Annotated in this window: 19 protein-coding genes; 9 read left to right on the forward strand and 10 right to left on the reverse strand. The window is 65.1% G+C overall.

Going from position 1 to position 19,624, the window contains the following annotated elements; translation table 11 throughout:
* Positions 1-46: 46 nt before the first annotated feature.
* Positions 47-610, reverse strand: coding sequence for a nitroreductase family protein (locus ACNJYD_RS15025; protein WP_212260297.1), 564 nt, complete (start codon positions 608-610; stop codon positions 47-49).
* 93 nt (positions 611-703) lie between these two features.
* Entirely contained in the window at positions 704-2,746 is a 2,043-nt protein-coding gene (thrS, locus tag ACNJYD_RS15030) for a threonine--tRNA ligase (RefSeq protein ID WP_212260299.1), read from the reverse strand.
* 187 nt (positions 2,747-2,933) lie between these two features.
* Here thrS and ACNJYD_RS15035 point away from each other — a divergent pair, with 187 nt between their 5' ends.
* Positions 2,934-4,109, forward strand: a complete 1,176-nt coding sequence (locus ACNJYD_RS15035; protein WP_439366783.1) for an MFS transporter — start codon at positions 2,934-2,936, stop codon at positions 4,107-4,109.
* An 89-nt stretch (positions 4,110-4,198) separates the two neighbouring features.
* Entirely contained in the window at positions 4,199-4,576 is a 378-nt protein-coding gene (locus ACNJYD_RS15040) for a hypothetical protein (RefSeq protein ID WP_172783106.1), read from the forward strand.
* A 25-nt stretch (positions 4,577-4,601) separates the two neighbouring features.
* On the opposite strand, the gene ACNJYD_RS15045 is transcribed toward ACNJYD_RS15040, so the two are convergent.
* Positions 4,602-5,924, reverse strand: a complete 1,323-nt coding sequence (locus ACNJYD_RS15045; RefSeq protein ID WP_172783107.1) for an alpha/beta hydrolase — start codon at positions 5,922-5,924, stop codon at positions 4,602-4,604.
* Between the two features lie 331 nt (positions 5,925-6,255).
* Here ACNJYD_RS15045 and ACNJYD_RS15050 point away from each other — a divergent pair, with 331 nt between their 5' ends.
* Both ACNJYD_RS15050 and ACNJYD_RS15055 read left to right on the forward strand, forming a co-directional pair.
* Positions 6,256-7,623 carry an APC family permease gene (locus ACNJYD_RS15050; RefSeq protein WP_260379778.1) on the forward strand — a complete coding sequence of 456 codons (1,368 nt, stop codon included), beginning with the start codon at positions 6,256-6,258 and terminating at the stop codon, positions 7,621-7,623.
* A 2-nt stretch (positions 7,624-7,625) separates the two neighbouring features.
* Entirely contained in the window at positions 7,626-8,840 is a 1,215-nt protein-coding gene (locus ACNJYD_RS15055; protein WP_439366784.1) for a hypothetical protein, read from the forward strand.
* Here ACNJYD_RS15055 and ACNJYD_RS15060 read toward each other — a convergent pair whose 3' ends face one another.
* On the reverse strand, positions 8,841-9,047 hold the full coding sequence (locus ACNJYD_RS15060) for a hypothetical protein (RefSeq protein WP_212260307.1): 207 nt from the start codon (positions 9,045-9,047) through the stop codon (positions 8,841-8,843).
* A gap of 90 nt (positions 9,048-9,137) precedes the next feature.
* Positions 9,138-9,476 (reverse strand): membrane protein insertion efficiency factor YidD, encoded by a 339-nt coding sequence (gene yidD / locus ACNJYD_RS15065; RefSeq protein ID WP_212260308.1) that lies wholly within the window; start codon positions 9,474-9,476, stop codon positions 9,138-9,140.
* Between the two features lie 255 nt (positions 9,477-9,731).
* On the opposite strand from yidD, the gene ACNJYD_RS15070 reads away from it, so the two are divergent.
* Positions 9,732-10,625 (forward strand): hypothetical protein, encoded by an 894-nt coding sequence (locus ACNJYD_RS15070; RefSeq protein ID WP_439366785.1) that lies wholly within the window; start codon positions 9,732-9,734, stop codon positions 10,623-10,625.
* Positions 10,626-10,766: 141 nt separating this feature from the next.
* On the opposite strand, the gene ACNJYD_RS15075 is transcribed toward ACNJYD_RS15070, so the two are convergent.
* Entirely contained in the window at positions 10,767-11,222 is a 456-nt protein-coding gene (locus ACNJYD_RS15075) for an iron-sulfur cluster assembly scaffold protein (RefSeq protein ID WP_172783113.1), read from the reverse strand.
* A 252-nt stretch (positions 11,223-11,474) separates the two neighbouring features.
* Between ACNJYD_RS15075 and folE the strand changes: the two genes are divergently transcribed.
* From folE to ACNJYD_RS15095, 4 genes are all read left to right on the forward strand, one after another.
* Complete coding sequence (gene folE, locus ACNJYD_RS15080) at positions 11,475-12,155, forward strand: GTP cyclohydrolase I FolE (protein ID WP_172783114.1); 681 nt, start codon at positions 11,475-11,477, stop codon at positions 12,153-12,155.
* A 26-nt stretch (positions 12,156-12,181) separates the two neighbouring features.
* A complete protein-coding gene (gene hisI / locus ACNJYD_RS15085) occupies positions 12,182-12,604 on the forward strand; it encodes a phosphoribosyl-AMP cyclohydrolase (protein WP_212260310.1) in 423 nt (140 codons plus the stop codon).
* A 215-nt stretch (positions 12,605-12,819) separates the two neighbouring features.
* Positions 12,820-13,839, forward strand: coding sequence for a lytic transglycosylase domain-containing protein (locus tag ACNJYD_RS15090; RefSeq protein ID WP_439366786.1), 1,020 nt, complete (start codon positions 12,820-12,822; stop codon positions 13,837-13,839).
* A gap of 225 nt (positions 13,840-14,064) precedes the next feature.
* A complete protein-coding gene (locus tag ACNJYD_RS15095) occupies positions 14,065-15,240 on the forward strand; it encodes a DUF2336 domain-containing protein (RefSeq protein WP_212260313.1) in 1,176 nt (391 codons plus the stop codon).
* Between the two features lie 112 nt (positions 15,241-15,352).
* Here ACNJYD_RS15095 and ACNJYD_RS15100 read toward each other — a convergent pair whose 3' ends face one another.
* The 4 genes from ACNJYD_RS15100 to ACNJYD_RS15115 form a co-directional block, all read right to left on the reverse strand.
* Positions 15,353-15,931, reverse strand: a complete 579-nt coding sequence (locus tag ACNJYD_RS15100; protein WP_172783118.1) for an Hpt domain-containing protein — start codon at positions 15,929-15,931, stop codon at positions 15,353-15,355.
* Between the two features lie 28 nt (positions 15,932-15,959).
* Positions 15,960-16,505: a response regulator gene (locus tag ACNJYD_RS15105; protein ID WP_008549760.1), complete on the reverse strand. Its 546-nt coding sequence runs from the start codon at positions 16,503-16,505 to the stop codon at positions 15,960-15,962.
* A 118-nt stretch (positions 16,506-16,623) separates the two neighbouring features.
* Complete coding sequence (locus ACNJYD_RS15110) at positions 16,624-17,403, reverse strand: NAD kinase (RefSeq protein ID WP_036010536.1); 780 nt, start codon at positions 17,401-17,403, stop codon at positions 16,624-16,626.
* A gap of 161 nt (positions 17,404-17,564) precedes the next feature.
* Positions 17,565-19,532, reverse strand: coding sequence for an autotransporter domain-containing protein (locus ACNJYD_RS15115; RefSeq protein WP_439366787.1), 1,968 nt, complete (start codon positions 19,530-19,532; stop codon positions 17,565-17,567).
* Between the last annotated feature and the right edge of the window lie 92 nt (positions 19,533-19,624).

Consider the following 19,624-nt stretch of genomic DNA (forward strand, 5'->3'; position numbering starts at 1 on the left):
GGCGGGATCAAGCCGCAAGACGCTCGGTGCGTCAACACGACATCGATTAAAATCGCGTCACGATGTCCGAAAGCGACGGACGCGGACGGTCCTCGCTCGGCTTGGTCGGGGTGCCGACATGAATGAAGCCGGCGAGCTTCTCATCCGGCTTGAGGCCGAGGCCTTCGAGCACGTCGCGGTCGAACGAGAACCAGCCGGTCAGCCAGCAGGCGCCGTAGCCGAGCGCGGTGGCGGCCGTGACGATGTTCATGGCGCTGGCGCCCGCCGACAATTCCTGCTCGAACGCCGGCACCTTCGGATGCGGCTTGGTGAAGCTGACGATGCCGATCACCAGCGGCGCGTCCATGAGGCGCTTGCGCTCGGTCTCGACGTCGGCCGCAGGCGCGCCGGGATTCTTCCTGGCGAAGACCCTCGCGATCACCTCGCCGGCACGTGCGCGGGCGTCGCCCTCGAAGATGATGAAGCGCCACGGCGCGAGCTTGCCGTGATCGGGCACGCGCGCCCCGATGGTGAGGATCGTCTCGAGCTCGGCCGGCGAGGGGCCGGGCCCCGTCATCTCGCGCGGCTTGACCGAGCGGCGGGTCTTCAGGAGTTCGATGGCATCGGGCACTGCGATATCCTCTTCAAATGGTCGGCGGGCGTGCCATGCCGAGATAAGCATGCACGCCCGCAACCGGAAGCGAATTTAGATCGATTTCAGGGCTCAGACGGCGCCGCGCGCCCGCTTCACATCCGGCGGCGTCGCCTCGTCGACCAGGGCGGCGATCGCCTCGGCGGTGGTCATCACCTTCTGGCCGTCGCTGCCGAGCCGGCGGACCGAGACCGAATGCGTCTCGGCCTCTTTTTTGCCGACCACGAGCAGGGCCGGGATCTTGGCCAGCGAGTGCTCGCGGACCTTGTAGTTGATCTTTTCGTTGCGCAGGTCGATCTCGACCCGAAGCCCCGCGCGCCGCGCCTGCTCCAGCACCACCTTGGCGTATTCGTCGCCTTCCGAGGTGATGGTGGTGACCACCGCCTGCACCGGCGAGAGCCAGAGCGGGAAGTTGCCGGCATAGTGCTCGATCAGGATGCCGATATAGCGCTCCATCGAGCCGCAGATCGCGCGGTGCACCATCACCGGCGGCTTCTTGCCGCCGTCATGGTCGATGTAGAACGCGCCGAACCGCTCCGGCAGGTTGAAGTCGACCTGCGTGGTGCCGCACTGCCAGTCGCGGCCGATGGCATCGCGCAGGACGTACTCGAACTTCGGCCCGTAGAACGCGCCTTCGCCCGGGTTGATCTCGGTCTTGATGTGATTGTTCTGCGACTGGATCTCGCGCAGCACCGTCGCCATCACGCGCTCGGCGTGATCCCACATCGCATCGGTGCCGACGCGTTTCTCCGGCCGGGTCGACAGCTTCACCGTGAGGTCGCCGGTGAAGCCGAAGTCGGCATAGGTCGACAGAATGAGATCGTTGATCTTCAGGCACTCCTCGGCGAGCTGATCCTCGGTGCAGAAGATGTGCGCGTCGTCCTGGGTGAAGCCGCGGACGCGCATCAACCCGTGCATGGCGCCCGAGGGCTCGTAGCGATGCACCACGCCGAACTCGGCGAGGCGCAGCGGCAGGTCGCGGTAGCTCTTCAGGCCGTGCTTGAAGATCTGCACGTGACCCGGGCAGTTCATCGGCTTCAGCGCGAACCAGCGCTTGTCCTCGGCCTCGTCGCCGGCCGATTGCGCCGCGAACATGTTCTCGCGGTACCAGCCCCAATGGCCCGAGGTCTCCCACAGCACCTTGTCAAGGATCTGCGGCGCGTTGACCTCGCTGTAGTCGCCGGAGAGGCGCCGGCGCATATAGGCGATCAGCTGCTGGAAGATGGTCCAGCCCTTCGGGTGCCAGAACACGACGCCCGGACCTTCCTCCTGGAAGTGGAAGAGGTCGAGCTCGCGCCCGAGCTTGCGATGGTCGCGCTTCTCGGCTTCCTCGATCTGCTTCAGGTAAGCGTCGAGGTCCTCCTGCTTCGCGAAGGCCGTGCCGTAGATGCGGGTCAGCATCGGGTTGTTGGAATCGCCGCGCCAATAGGCGCCGGCCACCTTCATCAGCTTGAAGGCGCCTCCGACCTTGCCGGTCGATGTCATGTGCGGGCCGCGGCACAGGTCGAACCAGTCGCCCTGGTAGTAGATCTTGATCGGCTCGGTGCCGGGAATGGCGTCGACCAGCTCGACCTTGAAGGCCTCGCCCTTGTCGCGGAACACCTGCTTGGTCTTTTCGCGGTCCCAGACTTCCTTGGTGAAGGGCTTGTCGCGCGCAATGATCTCGCGCATCTTTTTCTCGATCGCGGCAAAATCTTCCGGCGTGAACGGCTCGTTGCGGAAGAAGTCGTAATAGAAGCCGTTCTCGATCACCGGGCCGATCGTGACCTGGGTGCCCGGCCACAGCGTCTGCACCGCTTCGGCCAGCACGTGCGCGCAGTCGTGGCGGATCAATTCGAGCGCGCGCGGATCGTCGCGATTGACCAGCTCGATCCTGGCGTCGGCCTCGATTGGATCGTTGAGATCGGCGAGCGCGCCGTCGAGCGCCATTGCAACCGTGCGCTTGGCGAGCGAGGGCGAGATGCCCTTGGCGATATCGAGGCCGGTGATGCCCTTGTCGAACTGACGCTGGGCGCCGTCGGGGAAGGTGAGGGTGACTTTGGGAGCGGGGGTCACGGGCTTCAAATTGGAGAGGCTGTACTGGAACCCGGACTCGGATTTGGGCTGGTCGGACATTGCTTTTCTCCTGAGGCTCACTCCTGCGAACGAGCGCAGGTAAGCGGGAACGAGCGATATATCAGGCGATTCGGCCTGTGCAATCCGGCATTTCCAAGAAAGTGGCGCGCAAAACCCGGGGCGGAGCCCGCAACTATTTGACGTTGTACCCTTTAACCTGCCGCAGGCCGCCGCTACATGCGTTTGCATGGAAAATGCCCCCGCCGCCGGTCGTTTCGCGCCGACCGCCCTGATGCTCGGCAATCTCGTCACCGGCTGCTCGGTCTTGGCACCGGCGGGCATGCTGCCCGAATTGTCGGCTGGGCTCAGGATCAGCATCCACGCGGCGGGGCTCCTGATCACCTTCGGGGCGGTGACGCTGTGCGTCGGCTCGCCGCTGACGGCGTGGCTGACCAGCCGCATCGAAAGGCGGACCCTGCTCGCCACGACGCTGGCGGTGCTCGCTCTCGGCAATCTCGCCTCCGCGTTTGCGCCTGATTACACCAGCCTGCTCATCATTCGCCTCGTGATGCTCGCAATCGGCGCGCTCTATACGCCCCAGGCCGCCGGCACGGCTGCACTGATCGTGCCGGCGGAACGGCGCGGCAGCACCATTGCGTACATCTTCCTCGGCTGGTCGCTCGCAGCCGCCATCGGCCTGCCGCTGATCACCTTCATCGCCAGCCGTTATGGCTGGCGCGCGGCCTATGGCGGGATTGGCGCGCTCGGCTGCACCAGCCTGCTGTTGTTGCTGCTGCGTCTGCCGGGCGGCCTGAAGGGCGCACCGGTCGATCTGAAGACATGGGCCGCCGTCGGCCGAAGCAGGACGATCCTGCTGCTGCTTGCGATCACGATGCTGCAAATGTCGGGGCAGTTCGTCGTGTTCACCTATATGGGGCCGCTGCTCAACAAGCTCACCGGCGCCGGCCCCGATGCGATCGGCTCGGTCTTCGCGCTCTACGGGATCTGCGGCTTCCTCGGCGTCGTCGTCGCGACCCGCATCGTCGACACTTCGGGGCCCTACCGCACCTCGTTGCTGTTCACGTGCCTGCTGCTTGCCGGGATGAGCGGCTGGGCGCTCGGTGCCGGCTCGCTCGTCATGATGGCGGGCGCGGTCGCAGTCTGGGGCCTTGGCTTCGCCTCGACCAACTCGATGCAGCAGGTCCGGCTGGTCGCGGCTGCGCCGCCGCTGGCCTCGGCCACCGTCGCGCTCAACACGTCCGTCCTCTATATAGGCCAGGCGGTCGGCTCCGCCGTCGGCGGGCTGCTGTTCGCCCGCGAGCTCCTGCACACGCTCGGCTTCGTCGCGGTCGGTTTCGTCGTGCTGGCACTGATCCTCGTGGTCGTGACCCGGCCCCGGCGGGCGGCTGCCGCCACCGCCTGAACGCTGCAGGTCGTATGCGCAAGGCGCTTGGCAAACCTCGCGCCGGAGCGGTAGAAGGCCGGCGTGGGGATCAAAGAGAGTTGACTGAGATGAGGATGATTCTGGCGGTTGCCGCGGTGCTCTATTCAGCCTCCGCGTTTGCGCAGACCGAGAAGCCACCGATGGTGGGGGACAAGCCGCTCGTGCAGGTCAAGCCCAAAGGGACCAAGGAGGCAGCGGCCAAGCCCGCCGCGGCGGCGAAGGGCAAGCCGCAATCGGTCGCCGTCCGCCTCCAGGCCTGCCTCGAGATCGACGACGGTACCAAGGATCGCCTCAACTGCTACGACGCCGTCATCCCGCCGGCGCCGAAGCCGAAGCCAGCCAAGGCCAAGGGCTACGCCGATTGTCGCTTCTTCAAGGAAGAGGACGAGCGTCTGTCCTGCTTCAACGGCTTTGCCGAGAGCATTCCGAAGCTGCCCAAAAACTAATATTTGGAACTGATATCTGCGCCGGCTAGGGATTTGTGGAGGCGACGCGCGTGAGCGCGAGCGACGGCGTCGCCGCCATCTTCACCAGCACGTCCTTGAGCGGATCGCGCGTCCAGGCGCGGGTGACATAGTCGCGATGGGTGATGCCCTCGCCGGTCTCCACGAACACCACGCTGCCGGGCCGTAGCGGCCCGTCCATGTCCTCGGCGACGCTGATGCCCTTCTGCCTCAGCATGCTCATCAGCTCGCGGTCGCGCCGCGCGGTGTAGCGGGTGTAGGCGCTGACGAAGAAGCCGGAGCGGTGGCTCTCGATCCAGGACGCGAACTTGTCCATCTCGCCATAGACGGCATCGAGCAGCACCACGCCGCGCACGCGGTCGCTGATGCCGCCGACCTCGAGGCTCCAGGCCGTCGGCAGGAATCCGCCGCTATAGCCGACGATCACGATCGGCATGTTGGCGAAGGCGCGCGCGCTGCTGGGATCGCCGGTGAGGCGGGCGAGGTGGTCAGCCGATTCCGCCATGAAGCGCTTGAAGCCGCCCGGCTGCCAGAACTTGCCGGCGCTGGAATCGGCGGCGTCGACCGCCATCTGCGGCGCAAGCAATATGGCATTGGCGCCGGAATCGGTGATCTGTTTCGGCACCATCTGCCGGTCGCGGACGTCGCGCTCGAGCGTTGCGCCATTGCCGTGGAAGAACACCACGATCACGCCCGGCTTGCGCAGGTCGAAATGCTCGGGCACGTGCACCAGCACGCGGCTGTCGCTGTAGGTCTCGTCCTGCCAGTAGACGCGGCCGGAATAGCTGCGGTGGCCGCGGCGGTCGCCTTTGGAAATGTTGAGGAAGGGCGCGTCGGAGGCAGGGTTGTTGCCGAAATAGGGAAAGGCCGACGACTTCATGCTGACGAGTGTCGTCAGGTCCTCGCGCGCGGGGCGTTTGTAGGGGACTTGCGGCTCGAGCGAGGCGACCTTGTAGGGCGCCTGCTCCGGCCCTTGTCGCTGGACCGCGCGCTTGGGCGAGAAGTCCGACATTTGGCGTTGCAGAAAGCCTTCACTCGCCGAGGGAAAGCGCTCCTTGAACTGCGGGGCAGGGAAGCGATCCTCGAACGTGTCGCCGCCTGCCACGCGCGCGTTCGCCGTCTGTGAATTGGTCTTGGCGACCACCTGGACATTCGCCTGGGAGTTCGCCGCCAGCGCCGCCGGATCTGGCGCCTTGCCGCATTGAACCAGCGTCAGCGACAGCGGCACCAGGGTTGAGATCAGACCGGCCCGGAGCGCACGACCATGCCGACCGGACGGTGTCCGATCGGCACGATCATCAGCTCTCAGTTTCGGAGCGGCCCCGACCATCCACCCATGACCCCAAGTCACGACCCAAGTCACACGCCCATCGGCAATCTTGAGACAATTGAGCCGACTGGCGTTTAGGCGACGTTAAGCGTCCGGAGAAACTCCCCACATCCGGAACGCTCAAAAGGACCATGCAATCGTGTCCTGATTGTGGGGAAGGGAAACGGGCAAATCCCGGTAAATCCAGTGCCGTAGACCAAAAACGCGCGTTTACGGTGTTTCGGTACCTGCTTCCCTTGCCTCATTTAACCCTTGTTAACCCTGCTTGAATTGACTGGGCCAAAGTGCACGATGGGCCCACGAGGCGACGCGCCTGAGGTTAAGGACCCCGATGACGGCATCAGATGCGGGTACCCCGCCCTGGACGGACCGGCTGACCGGGAGCCGGGCCGGGGTCTCCGTTCCGGTCGCAACCGCCATCGTCGTGGCCGACATGATCGGGGTCGGCGTCTTCACCAGCCTCGGCTTTCAGGTCAAGGACATCCCGTCCGGCTTCTCCATCCTCCTGCTCTGGACGGTCGGCGGCATCGTCGCGCTGTGCGGGGTGTTCGCGTACAGCGAGCTGGGTGCGATGTTTCCGCGCTCGAGCGGCGAGTACAATTTCCTCGGCCGCGCCTTTCATCCGGCCTTCGGCTTCCTCGCCGGCTGGGTGTCGGCCACGGTCGGCTTCGCGGCGCCGGTCGCGCTCGCCGCGATGGCGTTCGGCGAATATGCCAAGTCGGTCGTACCCGATCTGCCGGCGATTCCGCTCGCCATCGGCGTCGTGTGGCTGGTTTCCCTCGTGCAACTGACCGGCGTCAGGCACTCATCCACATTCCAGCTGATCTCGACGGTCCTCAAGGTCGTGCTGATCGTCGCCTTCCTGGTCGCCGGCTTCGTCATCGCCGTGCCGCAGCCGATCACCTTCACGCCGCAGCCGGGCGATATCGCCCACATCGTCAGCGCGCCGTTCGCGATCGGACTCGTCTTCGTGATGTATTCGTTCTCGGGCTGGAATGCGGCGACCTACATCATCGGTGAGATGAAGACGCCGCAGCGCAGCCTGCCGCGCGCGCTGCTCGCGGGCACGCTGATCGTGCTCGTGCTGTACGTCGCGCTGAACGCGGTCTTTCTGCATTCCACGCCGGTCAGCGCGCTCGCCGGCCAGCTCGACGTCGCCAGTGTCGCCGGCACCGCCATCTTCGGCAGTCTCGGCGGTCGGATCGTCGGCGCCATGATTTGCTTCGGTCTGATCTCGTCGATCAGCGCGATGATGTGGATCGGCCCGCGCGTGATGATGACGATGGGAGAGGACATTCCTGCCTTGCGCGTCTTCTCGAAGCGGTCGGTAAGCGGCGCGCCGGCGTATGCCATCCTGTTCCAACTGGCCGTCGCCAATCTCCTGCTGTTCACGCGCAGCTTCGAGGCGGTGCTCGACTTCATCCAGTTCGCGCTGTTGTTCTGCTCGTTCTTCACGGTCGCCGGCGTCATCAAGCTGCGTATCACCGATCCCGATCTGCCGCGGCCCTATCGCGCCTGGGGATACCCGTTCACGCCGCTCGTTTTCCTGCTCGTGACCGCATTCATGATGTACTACCTTTTGACGGAGCGGCCGGTTCAGTCGCTGTCGGGAATGCTGGTCATGCTCTCCGGCCTTTTGATTTACGCTGTTTTCCGCAGGCGGCCCGCTGCTGCTGCCGCCTCACCGCATCGCAAATAGACATGCTCCGCCCCCTGAGAATTGCGGCCGTTGCCTTCGCCCTCCTGGCTGCGGCCGTCTCGTTCGCGCGTGCCGCTGACGTCACCTTCGACGACACGGCGCGCTTCCTTGCGGGCATGCAGCCTTCGGCGGACTCGCCGCTGGTGCCGCTCACCAGGGACCCGGCCTGGCAGCGTCACGCGAAATTCTTCGACGGCGCCTTCGCTCAGCTCGAGCAGCGACAGCTCTCCAAGATCCGCAGCTGGGCCGACCTCAATCTCGCCGCGCCGCGGCCGACCATGTTCTACATGTTCAGCGGCCCCGATTTCCTCTACGCCAATGCCTTCTATTCCAAGGCCAGCACCTACGTGCTCGGCGCGCTGGAGCCGGTCGGCGCGGTGCCCGATTTGACGCGGCTGCCGCGCGGCTCGGTCAGCGCTGCGCTCTACAACGTCGAACGCTCGCTCGGCTCGATCCTGAGCTTCTCCTTCTTCATCACCAAGCAGATGAAGGTCGACCTGCACGCCAACCAGGTCAACGGCACCTTGCCGATCCTCTACGTCTTCCTCGCCCGCTCCGGCAAGACCATCCGCAATGTCGAGATGGTCGCGCTCGACGACAAGGGCGGAGTACATGTCGGCGACGACAATCCCGGACGAAACGCCACGCGCGGCGTCCGCATCACCTTCGCCGGCAGCGACGGGGAAACGCGCACGCTGTATTATTTCTCGACCGACCTCTCCAATTCCGGCGCACGTGCCGCAGGCTTCCTGAAGTTCTGCGAGACGCTCGGACCCGGCAACAGCCTGCTCAAGAGTGCGTCCTACCTGTTGCATTCCGGCAATTTCACCGTCGTTCGGGACTGGTTGCTCGCCAACAGCGCCACCATCGTCCAGGACGATTCCGGCATCCCGCTCGCGAACTACAATGCGCGGCAATGGCGGTTCTTTCCGTTCGGCCGCTATCTCGGTCCGATTGACGAATTCCCCGGCCGCCACCAGCAGCGCTACGCCGAGCTGTTCACGCGGGCCCAGCCGATCGATTTCGGCGTCGGCTATCGCTGGCGCATGCATGAATCGAATTTGCTGCTGTCGGTGAAGGTGCCGGGCAGCGACGCCGCACCGGCTATGGAGACCACTTCGGCGGCCGAGCCGGCGCCGAAGCCGCCGCGCCCGAAGCGGCTACGGCCGCCGGAATCGGTCCCGCCGTCACAGGGACGTTTTTTCTGGTTCCGGTGATCACCAATGCACGCTCTGGCTTGGCACGATGAAGGTCGTCGTGCTCGGTTGTGTCGTAAGGCTCCTCGTCAGATACCAGCCGGAGCCGAGGACGAGCGCAAGCAAAGCGATGATGGCGAGCAGGTCGATGGTTCTCGGATCGTGGCCCCTGTGATCGAGATTCGGACCAGGCTTGACGTGAAAGTGCGGGCTGATTTTCCAGCGCATTGTTGTTTCCTCCCGTGGGAGCACCAAAACAACGCAAGTGGAAACTTCAAGGTTCCGGTCGAGGCAGCGCCGCATAAGTGCGCGGCAACGTCAGGATGCATTGACCCCGCGCCAGCGGCCGTAGCGCCAGGGCAGATACCAGCGTGCGCCTCGCGGCGCGGTGAGAGGCACGTTGTCGATGCCGGATGTGCCGAAGGGATTGCAGCGGAGCAGGCGCGCGAGCGTCATCCAGCCGCCGGCCCAGAGCCCGAACCGGTCGATCGCCTCATCGCCATAGACGGAGCAGGTCGGTAGGTGCCGGCAATTGTACCCGACCAGAGGCGACAGCGTATGGCGATACAGCCAGATCAGCGCGCGGCCGAATCTGCGCGGCAGCCGGAGCGCACCATCGCCGGAACTGGAACAATGCTCGCAGGCTGAATGCTTCATGTGCGTTATGCTGCAATGTTGAGCGAGGTGTTGCCCGGTTCCGGCGCAGGGAACTGTAAGCTGTTGTTTCCACGCCATATTTTGCATGCTTTTTGGGAGCAGTGCAGCAAGTATCTGTGGACGATCTGTATTCGCCCGGATACCATTTTTATGACGGCCGTGTGTAGAAACATACGCCTGTATGATGGACTCAGATAGCGCTACCGGGGATTGTTTGGGGACCTTGTGGCATTGGGGCTTGGGGAAGGAACCAGATTGAGACTTCTGAACTCCCTTAATCTTCGCGGCTGGTTGCTGGTGGGAACAGCCGTATGTGGAGTCGCGCTGGCTGGCGCCGTCGCAACATTCGGATCGTCGGCCCGCGCCGGCGTTGCCCTCGAAGAGCGCAAGCTGCCGATGAAGTTCAACTGGGTCGCCTGTGAGCCGAACTGCCGCGGCTGGGTCAGCGCAGTCGGCATCATCACGGCCGATACGCCCAAAGAATTCGAAGAGTTTTCGCGCGGCCGGCAGCTCGGCGGCGCCACGGTGGTGCTCGATTCCAGCGGCGGTTCCGTCAATGACGCGATCACGCTCGGCCGGCGCTTCCGTAACCTCGGGCTTTTGACCACGGTCGGCGTCAGCCTCCGTGGCGGCCCATCGACGCGCCCGGCGGTCGCGCCGGAAGCCTATTGCGAATCCATGTGCGTGTTCCTGCTGCTGGCCGGCAAGAAGCGCTACGTGCCGGAAGCCGCCCATGTCCGGGTTCACCAGATCTGGATGGGCGACCGCGCCGACGATGCCAAGGCGGCGAGCTACAGCGCGCAGGACCTGATGATCGTAGAGCGCGACATCGGCCGCCTCGCCAAGTACACCTTCGACATGGGCGGGGCCGGCGACCTGCTGTCGCTTGCGCTCAGCGTCCCGCCTTGGGAGGACCTGCACGAGCTTGACGCCGGCGAGCTCAAGCTCACCAATCTGGTCACGACCGATCTCGTAGCTGACGTGCTCCCGCACGTGGACATCTCGGCGCCGGCAATGGCGGAGCTTGCAGCGAAGACGCAGGCTAGGTTCGGCGCGGAACCGGAGCAGGCTTCCAAGTCGACCAAGACGGCGGAGGCCGTGGTGCCGACCGGTAGCGTTGCCACGCCGGCTGCGGCGACGCAGAAGTAAGCTCTTAAATCCTGGCAGTCGTTCCGGGGCGCGCCTCAGCGCGAACCATGGTGCGCAAGTGCGCACCTGAGAATCTCGCGCTGCAATCTCGCGATTCCGGGTTCGATGCTGCGCATCGCCCCGGAATGACGGAGAGGGGCTTCAGCCCTGCGCTGCGGCCGGCTGCTTGGTTCTGGCCTCGATCTGGCCGATGGCATCAACCACGGCATCGAAGGTGAGAAGCGTCGAGGCATGGCGCGCCTTGTAGTCGCGGACCGGCTCGAGGAACTTGATCTCCTCCCATTTGCCTTGAGGAGGCGCGCCGTTCTCCTTCAGCATCTTGCGAACGGTTTCGCGTAACTCACGGAGTTCGCTCGCAGTCGAGCCGACCACGTGACTTGCCATGATGGATGAAGAGGCCTGGCCCAAGGCGCAGGCCTTCACGTCATGGGCGAAGTCGGTGACGGTGTCCCCGTCCATCTTGAGATCGACCTTCACCGTCGAGCCGCACAGCTTGGAGTGGGCGGTCGCGCTGGCATCGGGGGCCGACAGCCGCCCGAGGCGCGGAATATTCCCGGCCAGCTCGATGATCCGCTTGTTATAAATGTCGTTCAGCATGTGATGGAGTCCAACACGTCCACACCCGCGACCGGGCCGGATCGGCCTTGGCGGGCGCCGCCCACGGTCCTATATAGGGGCGGAACTGGTGGAAAAACAGTCCAGCGGTGCGTCGCCTGCGATCCAGATCTGCACTATCGACGTTGTGACCAAAGGGCCTTTTCGCCAAAACTGTTCTCTTCAGGCGTCTGGCGGCTTGCCGCCCCGTCTGCCGGTGACACTCCGGCCACAAGGCCGTCGAACGGAGTAGACATGGACGCTACAATCAAGCCGATCCGCCCCAACAAGCAGCCCGAGAGCCGCCCGGCCGAGCTTGATCCTGCCGAATTCCTCGCGGCCGCCGTCCGCGCCGACCAGCCGCGCCCTGCGCGCGCCGAGGCGGAAGCGGCGGTGAAGACGCTGCTCGCCTATATCGGCGAGAACACCGAGCGGGAGGGCCTGCTCGACACGCCGCGTCGCGTCGTCGAGGCTTTCGACGAGCTGTATCAGGGCTACCACCAGTGCCCGGCCGAGGTGCTCGACCGCACCTTCGGCGAGACCGCAGGCTATGACGATTTCGTCCTGGTGCGCGACATCGAGTTCACCTCGCAATGCGAGCATCACATGATGCCGTTCTACGGCAAGGCGCACATCGCCTATACGCCGGTGGAGCGCGTCGTCGGCCTGTCCAAGCTTGCCCGCCTGACCGACATCTTCGCCCGCCGGCTCCAGACCCAGGAGCACCTCACCGCGCAGATCGCCGCCGCGATCGACGAGGTGCTCAAGCCGCGCGGTGTTGCGGTGCTGATCGAGGCCGAGCATACCTGCATGTCGGTGCGCGGCGTCGCCAAGCACGGCGCCTCCACCTTCACCAGCCGCTTCACCGGCATGTTCCGCGACAATCCGGCGGAGCAGGCCCGTTTCCTGTCCCTGGTGCGAGGCACGACGCGCTGACCTCGCGAAAACCGGCGAGAGTTGCTGTGTCCGCTCACTCCCATGAGATCGAGGAGGGCCTCGCCTTCCTGCCCAGGTTCGATGCCGCTGGCCTCGTGACGGTCGTCGCCACCGACGCCGCTACCGGCGACGTACTCATGGTCGCGCACATGAACGAGGAGGCGCTGCGCAAGACGATTGCGACCGGCGAGGCCTGGTACTTCAGCCGCTCGCGCAATGCCTTGTGGCGAAAAGGTGAGACGTCGGGTCAGACCCAGCGCGTGGTCGAGATGCGCACCGATTGCGATCAGGATGCGGTCTGGATCCGCGTCGAGCAGATCGGCGCGGCCTGCCACACCGGCCGGCGGTCGTGCTTCTACCGCAAGGTCGAGGCCGAGGGCGGAGGAGCGAAGCTGGTCTTCACCGACGCCGAGCGGCTGTTCGATCCGGACGAGGTCTATAAGAAATAGCAAGCTGTCATTCCGGGGCGCGCGGAGCGCGAGCCCGGAATCCATCGCAAGGCATCACGCGCGGCTCAATGGATTCCGGGCTCATCGCTTCGCGATGCCCCGGAATGACGAGGGCAGCCGAATTAACCCCCCATTAACCATACCTGTCCCACGGTGATACGACGGGCGCCGAATTGCCGGCGTCGCTCAACGCCGCGCGGGGCGGGCACTTCATCATGTCGATCGACAATTTCAGTGCCACGCAGACGGCCGGCCTCGATCCGTTGCGGGCGCGTGTTGCCGGTGCGATCAAGCAGGCCTCGAACATCACGGGCGTCAGCTTCCAGTACATGCTGACCACCGCCAAGATGGAATCGGATTTCGATCCGACGGCGGGGGCCACCACCTCGTCCGCGCACGGGCTCTACCAGTTCATCGACCAGACCTGGCTCGGCACGGTGAAGCAGGCGGGCGCCCAGCTCGGCTATGGCAGCTATGCCGACGCCATCACCAGGACGTCGTCGGGCACCTACAGCGTCGATGATCCCGTCAAGAAGCGGTCGATCATGAAGCTGCGCGACGACCCCGAAGCCGCTTCCGCCATGGCGGCGGCGCTGACGCAGTCGAACAGCTTCAAGCTCACCGGTCTGCTCGGCCGCAGGCCGAGCGACAGCGAGCTCTACATGGCGCATTTCATGGGCGTCGGCGGCGCCGCAAAGCTGATCGCCAACGCCGAGGACAATCCGCAAGCGGTCGGGGCGCGGCTGTTTCCCAACGCGGCGGCCGCCAACCGCCCGATCTTCTACGCCAAGGACGGCCGCGCCCGCAGCGTTTCCGAAGTCTATTCGGTCCTGGACGCCCGCTATGCCGGCGCCGCGAATTCGAAAGTCACGCGCAGTGCGATGGCGATGTATGGCGGCACGCCGTCGACCACGCAGGTCGCGAGTGCCAATGCAGTCGTGCCCACTGCACCTGTCATGGACAACGCCGCCTATCTCCAGACCTTCCCGAATACCCGCACAGTGACGCCCGTCAGCGCGACGTCGTCGACACAGGTCGCGGACAATGCGGCGAGTACGCCGGTGTTTCGTTCGATCTATCAGCCCGGCGATGCCACGCAGCCGGTCTCGACCACGGTGCAGAAACTCTGGGGCAACAATGCCTCGCTGACCTCGGTCGCCTCAGTGACGCCGGACGTGCGGCCGCCGCAGCCGCTCGATCTCTTCAGCGATCGCAGCGGGACGTTCTCGAGCTAGCCGAGTTCGCGTGTTCGAGGCCTGGGCCCGGCTCTGCAGCGCCTCGCCTGACGAGGTCGCTGCGCTGCGTCCGGGGCACACAGCTGAGGCGGCTTTGTTCCCTTAACAAATCATCAATAAAACCAGCCAGTTATGGTGAACGCTTTGTTAAGCGTCGTGGTTTATTTTGTGTTGCAGGTGACGAGCCGTCACCGTTTTTCGTTTGTTGTGTAAGCCGGAAGCAGCATGATTGTTCGGCAGTTCATCAATTGGATCAGGACGGCGCCCGCAGGCGAGCGGGCCGAGGCAACACGGGCGCTGGCCCGGGCCTGGCTGATCTCGGACCTTTCTGCAGACGACCGCACCGCCGCCGAAGGCGCGCTTTTGATGCTGCTGGACGATCCCTCGCCGCTGGTACGGCAGGCGATGGCCGAAGCCTTTGCCCGCAGCCTCGACGCGCCGGCCGCAATCGTGCGGGCGCTGTCGGCCGATCAGCCGACGGTCGCGCTGCCGGTGCTCGAACATTCCCCGCTCTTGATCGACGCCGATCTCGTCGACATCGTCGCGACCGGCAGCGAGGAGGTGCAGTGCGCGGTCGCCAGGCGCATCGCATTGCCGGTCTCGGTGTGCGCCGCGATCGCCGAAGTCGGCTGCGCGGCTGCCGCGCTGGAGCTGATTGAAAATCCCCACGCCGAGCTCGCCCCGTTCTCGTGGGACCGGATCGTCGAGCGCCACGGCCATCTCGCAGCCATCCGCGAGGCGATGCTGGTGCTGGAGGATCTGCCGGCCGCAACGCGTGCGGCGCTGGTGGCAAAGCTCTCCGAGACGCTGGCCCAATTCGTCGTGGCGCGGAACTGGCTGAGCGCCGACCGCGCCGACCGCATCACCGTCGAAGCGCGCGACCGCTCCACCATGAACATTGCGGCGCGCTCGCGCGGCGATGACATGCAGGGCCTGGTCCGGCACTTGCGCATCACCGGCCAGCTGACCGCGGGCCTGATCCTGCGCGCACTGCTGTCGGGCAATCTGGGCTTGTTCGACGCCGCACTCGCCGAACTCGCCGACCTGCCGCTGGCGCGCGTCTCGGCGTTGCTGCACGACCGCGGCGGCAACAGCGTGCACGCGCTGCTCCGTCGCGCCGGGCTTCCGGAGGCGACGTTTGCGGCGTTCCAGGTCGCGCTCGATGCCTGCCACGAGCAGGGCTTCGTCGACAGCGACGATGGCGCGGTGCGGCTGCGCCGGCGCATGGTCGAACGCGTGCTGACCCATTGCGAGTCCGATCGCGGCGCCACCGAGCCCCTGATGGTCCTGCTGCGCCGCTTCGCAACCGAGTCCGCGCGCGAAGAGGCGCGGCTGTTCTGCGAGGAGATTGTCGCGGATGATGTGATCGATCCGGTCTACGACGATCTGATCGCGGCGTAGATGGATCCGCAAATTCCGTCATTGCGAGCGCAGCGAAGCAATCCAGACTGTTTCCGCGGAGGGATTCTGGATTGCTTCGCTGCGCTCGCAATGACGAGGAGTGAGTGAAGCCTTACTCCACGGGCGCGATGCTCGGCGCCAGGATCACTTCGAGATGCTCGGGGCGGTCGCGGTTGACGTGGGCAAGATAATCGTCCGCAACCTTGCGCAGGCGGCGGCTGAGCTCGGCCGAGACGCTGATCCTGTCGAGCCTCGTGTTCTCGTGCACGATGGCGAGAATGGCGTTGATGTGGTGCGTGAACAGCTCGGCCGGCACCTTGTCCAGATCAGGCGCGTGCTCGATGACGCGGCACAGGCTTTCGGCGATGCCCGCTGCCGAAGGAAAGCCGAACGTCGCCGCATCGCCCTTGATGTCGTGTGCGGCGTGAAACAGCTCGTCGCGCAGTTTCTTCGTGAAGCCGTCCTTCTGCACGGCAGTCCAGGCGGCGGACAGTCTCTGGACCTCGATCGCCATCCAGTCCTTGAACTCGCCGGAGAGGCTCGCGAGCGCCTGCTCGGCGCGGGCGATCGGGTCGTCCATGTCCTTGTCTTCGACACGGCGCAGGACCTTGCGCAGCGGATTCGGCTGCGTGATGACCTGGTGCGTGGCGAAGGCCTTGACCTCGATGTCCTTTGCGCTGTTCTTCGCCATGATGCCTGCCTCGTCTGAAGAGGTTGCGCTAGATGGAGGAGCGGGCCTTGTCGAGCAGCGAGGGCTGCTGCAGCACCTCGTGCTTTTCGCCGACGCGGCGCTCCGGGCCCATATAGGCGGAGTTGGTGTTGCGGCGTCGGTCGGGGCCGAAATAGGTCTTGGTCTTGATGAAGGGGCGGGGATTGGCGACGACGTTGAGGATGCGCTGATAGAGCCCCTTGGCCGAGATCGGCTTGGCCAGAAATTCCGTGACGCCGGCATCGCGGGCGACCGTGACGCGGCGCTTCTCCGAATGGCCGGTCAGCATGATGATCGGTGCGTAAGGATTGCCCTTGGATTCCGGCTGGCGGATCATCTGGGCGAGCTCGAGCCCGTCGAAGATCGGCATGGCCCAGTCCGTGATGACGATGTCGGGCACGTAATGGCTGTACATTTCGAGCGCCGTGGCACCGTCCTCGGCCTCGTAGACCTCGCGCGCGCCGAACGAATGCAGCAGCGTCCGCAGGATGCGGCGCATATGCGGATTGTCGTCGCAGACGAGGAAGCGCAGCTTGTTGAAGTCGATACGGAACATGACGCCCGGGCCAAAAGCGGGTCAACCTTCGTTAACCATATCGTGGCGTGGGTTAACGAAGGGTTGCCGGCAGGCGGGCGGCAGGAGGGCGGCAGGAGGGCGGCAGGAGGCAGGAGGCTCAGTAGCCGAACTGCTCCCGCAGGATGCGCTCTTCCAGGCTGTGGCCGGGGTCGAACAGCATCCGCATGGAGATGCTCTTGTCCGAAAGCACCTCGACTCGCCGGACCCTGCGCACCTCCTCGTGGTCGGCGACGGCGGCGACGGGGCGCTTGTCGTCTTCCAGCACCTCGATCACGACATAGGCGGTATTGGGCAGGAGGGCGCCGCGCCAGCGCCGCGGCCGGAAGGCGCTGATTGGCGTCAGTGCCAGCAGGGCGGCGTTGATTGGGAGGATGGGGCCCTGCGCCGACAGATTGTAGGCAGTCGAGCCTGCCGGCGTCGCCACGATGATGCCATCGGCGATCAGCTCCGGCATGCGCTCGCGCTCGTCGATCAGGATCCGCAAGCGCGCCGCCTGGGAGGTCTGGCGAAACAGGTAGACCTCGTTGATGGCGTGGTGCAGGTGGACGCGGTCGTTCACGTCGGTCGCGCGCATCAAGAGCGGATTGATCTCGGACTCATGCGCAGTCTCGAGCCGTTGGCGCAGATCATGCGTCGAGTACTCGTTCATCAGGAAGCCGACCGTGCCGCGGTGCATGCCGTAGATCGGCTTTCCCGTGCGCATGTGGTGGTGCAGCGTCTGCAGCATCAGGCCGTCGCCGCCGAGCGCGACGACCACGTCGGCCTCGTCGGGATCGCAATTGCCATAGTCCCTGGTCAGCTGGCCAAAGGCGGCCTGCGCCTCGTTGCTCGGGCTGGCGACGAAGGCGATCCGGTCGTATCTCGCGGGCTTGGTCATGGCATCTCGGCAGGGCCGCTGGCTCGAGGAAGGTTCCGCCGGGCTCGTCTATACGAGGTGGGCCTGCATTGTCGAGGATGACCCGTTGCAAAGCAACCGGGCGGCCAGTTGAGCGGCCGCCCGGTTCAATTCAGGGTAAAGACAGGGTCGATTGCCGCGGATCAATATTTTGCGATGACGGCGCCCGGGGTGAAGCGATAGTTCACGCCGATCTTGACCTGGGACAGGCTGCCACTGTCGCGCATCGTGGTGACGCCGTCGCTCATCAGCGACGTCCGGCTGCCGAGATCGATATAGTCGTACTCGGCCTTTGCCGACCAGTTCTTGCCAAGGTCGAATTCGGTGCCGTAGCCGATCAGCCAGCCGCTGCGATAGCCGCTGCTGCTGAAGCCGTCGGTGGCCCCGCCGAACTGGTTGACGCAGGGACCGAGCTGGAAGACGCCGACGACGGCGCCGTTGAGCGGGCCGAACACGCAATTGACGTTGGTGCGGTCCTGAGCCCAGGCGCCGCCGGCCTTTGCGTAGATCAGGGTGCGGTTCCAGGAATAGCCGACGCGGCCGGACAGGGTCGCGATCCAGTCCGACGAGTTCTGGCAATTGAGCAGCAACGCGAGGTTCTGGACCGTGGTGCAGGTGCGCGATCCGCGCAAATTCGTCGCCGCGATGTCTCCCTCGATGCCGAGCACCCAGTTGCTCGGCATCTGGTAATTATAGCCGACCTGGAGGCCGCCGAGGCCGCCGAACACGCGCGGATTGTTGCCGTCGATCGGATCGCCGGCAAAGCGGATGTCCGTCTTGCCGTATTCGACACCGAGCGAGCCGCCGACATAGACGCCGGTCCAGTTGGTCGGCGCAATGACGGTGCCTGCCGCCTTGGCCGGGGCCTTCAGCGGCATGATCGAGGCGATCTGTTCCGGCGTGAACTGGTAGCGAAGGCCGGCATTGGCGGTCCAGCCGTCGATGTTTTCGCCGTTGCGATAGTCACCGCGGACGAAGCCGAGCCAGCCGGTGTTGGCGAGCTGGCCGGCAACACCGAGCGAGTACTGACCGTAGGTGCCGACCCGGCTCGTGCTGGTGTTCTGCGAAATCGCGATCGGGATGACGCCGAACACGCTGGCGTTCAGGCTGTTGACCGACGAGGTCACGTCGCCGGCGAACTCGTGGAAGACGCTGACCGAGGCGAAGGGCTGCAGGATCAGGTTGCCTGAGGTGATCGTCGTGCCGCCACGCAGGGTGAGGCGCCCGATCTTGCTCTCGATTGGCGAAGTGGTCACGGTCGAGACGATGCCTTGCGAGACGGCGCCGCCGCTCAAGGTGTAGTCGTCGACATTGGTCCGCGACCAGGTGAAGCCCGCGGACGGCTCGATGAACCAATTGTTGGCCAAGGCGAAGTTGTAGCCGACCGAGGCCGACACGGAGGTGCCGCGCGCGCCGATCTGCTGGTTGAACAGCCCGACGCCGACATTGGTCAGGTCGGCGCGGTAAAACTCTTCGCGCACCATGATGTCCGCGAAGAAGCGGCCGTAAGTTGCGACGACATAGGCGCCGAGGAAGGGAACCTCGAAATTCGTGCTGCCACCCGCGTTGTCGGTGGCCTTGGACGACAGATAGCCGGCGGTTGTGCCGACGTGAACGTTCCAGCCGCGCCAGTTAAGGCGAGAGATGTCCTGGCCGACCTGAACACCCCCGAAGCTCTGATGAACCGAGCCGGCGCAGTTGAAGTTCGATGCAGCACCGAGCACCGGATTGAAGATGCCGGCGTTGACCGTGCCGGTCGAGGTCGAGGTGAACTTGTTGGTGACCTCGCCGCCGACTCCGCGGATCCAGATCCCCCCACCGGGCTGCTCGGGCTTCGGATCGGCGGGCGCCGAGACGAATGCGCTGCCTTGCTGCGTGAGGAATGCGGTGTTGGTGGTGCCGAGCGCACCGGCGACTGACCCGGAGGCCGCGCCTGTCGCCGCCGAGATCGCCGCGAGTTGTGCCCCGAAGAATCCCGCACCAGCGCCTGTGACCGCACCGGTGCATTGCGCGAAGGCTGCCGACGAGCTCAGCGAAAGCGCGACCACGGCACCGGACAAGAGCTTCGTGCTGCTGATCCGCCCGGTCAGCGCGAGCACAAACTGCCTCATTCCCAGCCCCCAACAATTCAAAAATCAAGGAATCAACAGACGCAGCAACACTCGGAAACAAAGCTAAAGGAGCCACGCTTGCACCGGAAGCG

Source organism: Bradyrhizobium sp. SPXBL-02 (assembly GCF_051853065.1).
In the GTDB taxonomy this organism is placed as follows: Bacteria; Pseudomonadota; Alphaproteobacteria; order Rhizobiales; family Xanthobacteraceae; genus Bradyrhizobium.

What these genes read in the sequence shown, in the direction of transcription:
- thrS (WP_212260299.1), bottom strand. Translation starts at nt 2,746, where the DNA reads ATGTCCGACCAGCCCAAATCCGAGTCCGGGTTCCAGTACAGCCTCTCC.
- ACNJYD_RS15035 (WP_439366783.1), top strand. Translation starts at nt 2,934, where the DNA reads ATGGAAAATGCCCCCGCCGCCGGTCGTTTCGCGCCGACCGCCCTGATG.
- ACNJYD_RS15040 (WP_172783106.1), top strand. Translation starts at nt 4,199, where the DNA reads ATGAGGATGATTCTGGCGGTTGCCGCGGTGCTCTATTCAGCCTCCGCG.
- ACNJYD_RS15045 (WP_172783107.1), bottom strand. Translation starts at nt 5,924, where the DNA reads ATGGTCGGGGCCGCTCCGAAACTGAGAGCTGATGATCGTGCCGATCGG.
- ACNJYD_RS15050 (WP_260379778.1), top strand. Translation starts at nt 6,256, where the DNA reads ATGACGGCATCAGATGCGGGTACCCCGCCCTGGACGGACCGGCTGACC.
- ACNJYD_RS15055 (WP_439366784.1), top strand. Translation starts at nt 7,626, where the DNA reads ATGCTCCGCCCCCTGAGAATTGCGGCCGTTGCCTTCGCCCTCCTGGCT.
- ACNJYD_RS15060 (WP_212260307.1), bottom strand. Translation starts at nt 9,047, where the DNA reads ATGCGCTGGAAAATCAGCCCGCACTTTCACGTCAAGCCTGGTCCGAAT.
- yidD (WP_212260308.1), bottom strand. Translation starts at nt 9,476, where the DNA reads ATGAAGCATTCAGCCTGCGAGCATTGTTCCAGTTCCGGCGATGGTGCG.
- ACNJYD_RS15075 (WP_172783113.1), bottom strand. Translation starts at nt 11,222, where the DNA reads ATGCTGAACGACATTTATAACAAGCGGATCATCGAGCTGGCCGGGAAT.
- folE (WP_172783114.1), top strand. Translation starts at nt 11,475, where the DNA reads ATGGACGCTACAATCAAGCCGATCCGCCCCAACAAGCAGCCCGAGAGC.
- ACNJYD_RS15090 (WP_439366786.1), top strand. Translation starts at nt 12,820, where the DNA reads ATGTCGATCGACAATTTCAGTGCCACGCAGACGGCCGGCCTCGATCCG.
- ACNJYD_RS15095 (WP_212260313.1), top strand. Translation starts at nt 14,065, where the DNA reads ATGATTGTTCGGCAGTTCATCAATTGGATCAGGACGGCGCCCGCAGGC.
- ACNJYD_RS15100 (WP_172783118.1), bottom strand. Translation starts at nt 15,931, where the DNA reads ATGGCGAAGAACAGCGCAAAGGACATCGAGGTCAAGGCCTTCGCCACG.
- ACNJYD_RS15105 (WP_008549760.1), bottom strand. Translation starts at nt 16,505, where the DNA reads ATGTTCCGTATCGACTTCAACAAGCTGCGCTTCCTCGTCTGCGACGAC.
- ACNJYD_RS15110 (WP_036010536.1), bottom strand. Translation starts at nt 17,403, where the DNA reads ATGACCAAGCCCGCGAGATACGACCGGATCGCCTTCGTCGCCAGCCCG.
- ACNJYD_RS15115 (WP_439366787.1), bottom strand. Translation starts at nt 19,532, where the DNA reads ATGAGGCAGTTTGTGCTCGCGCTGACCGGGCGGATCAGCAGCACGAAG.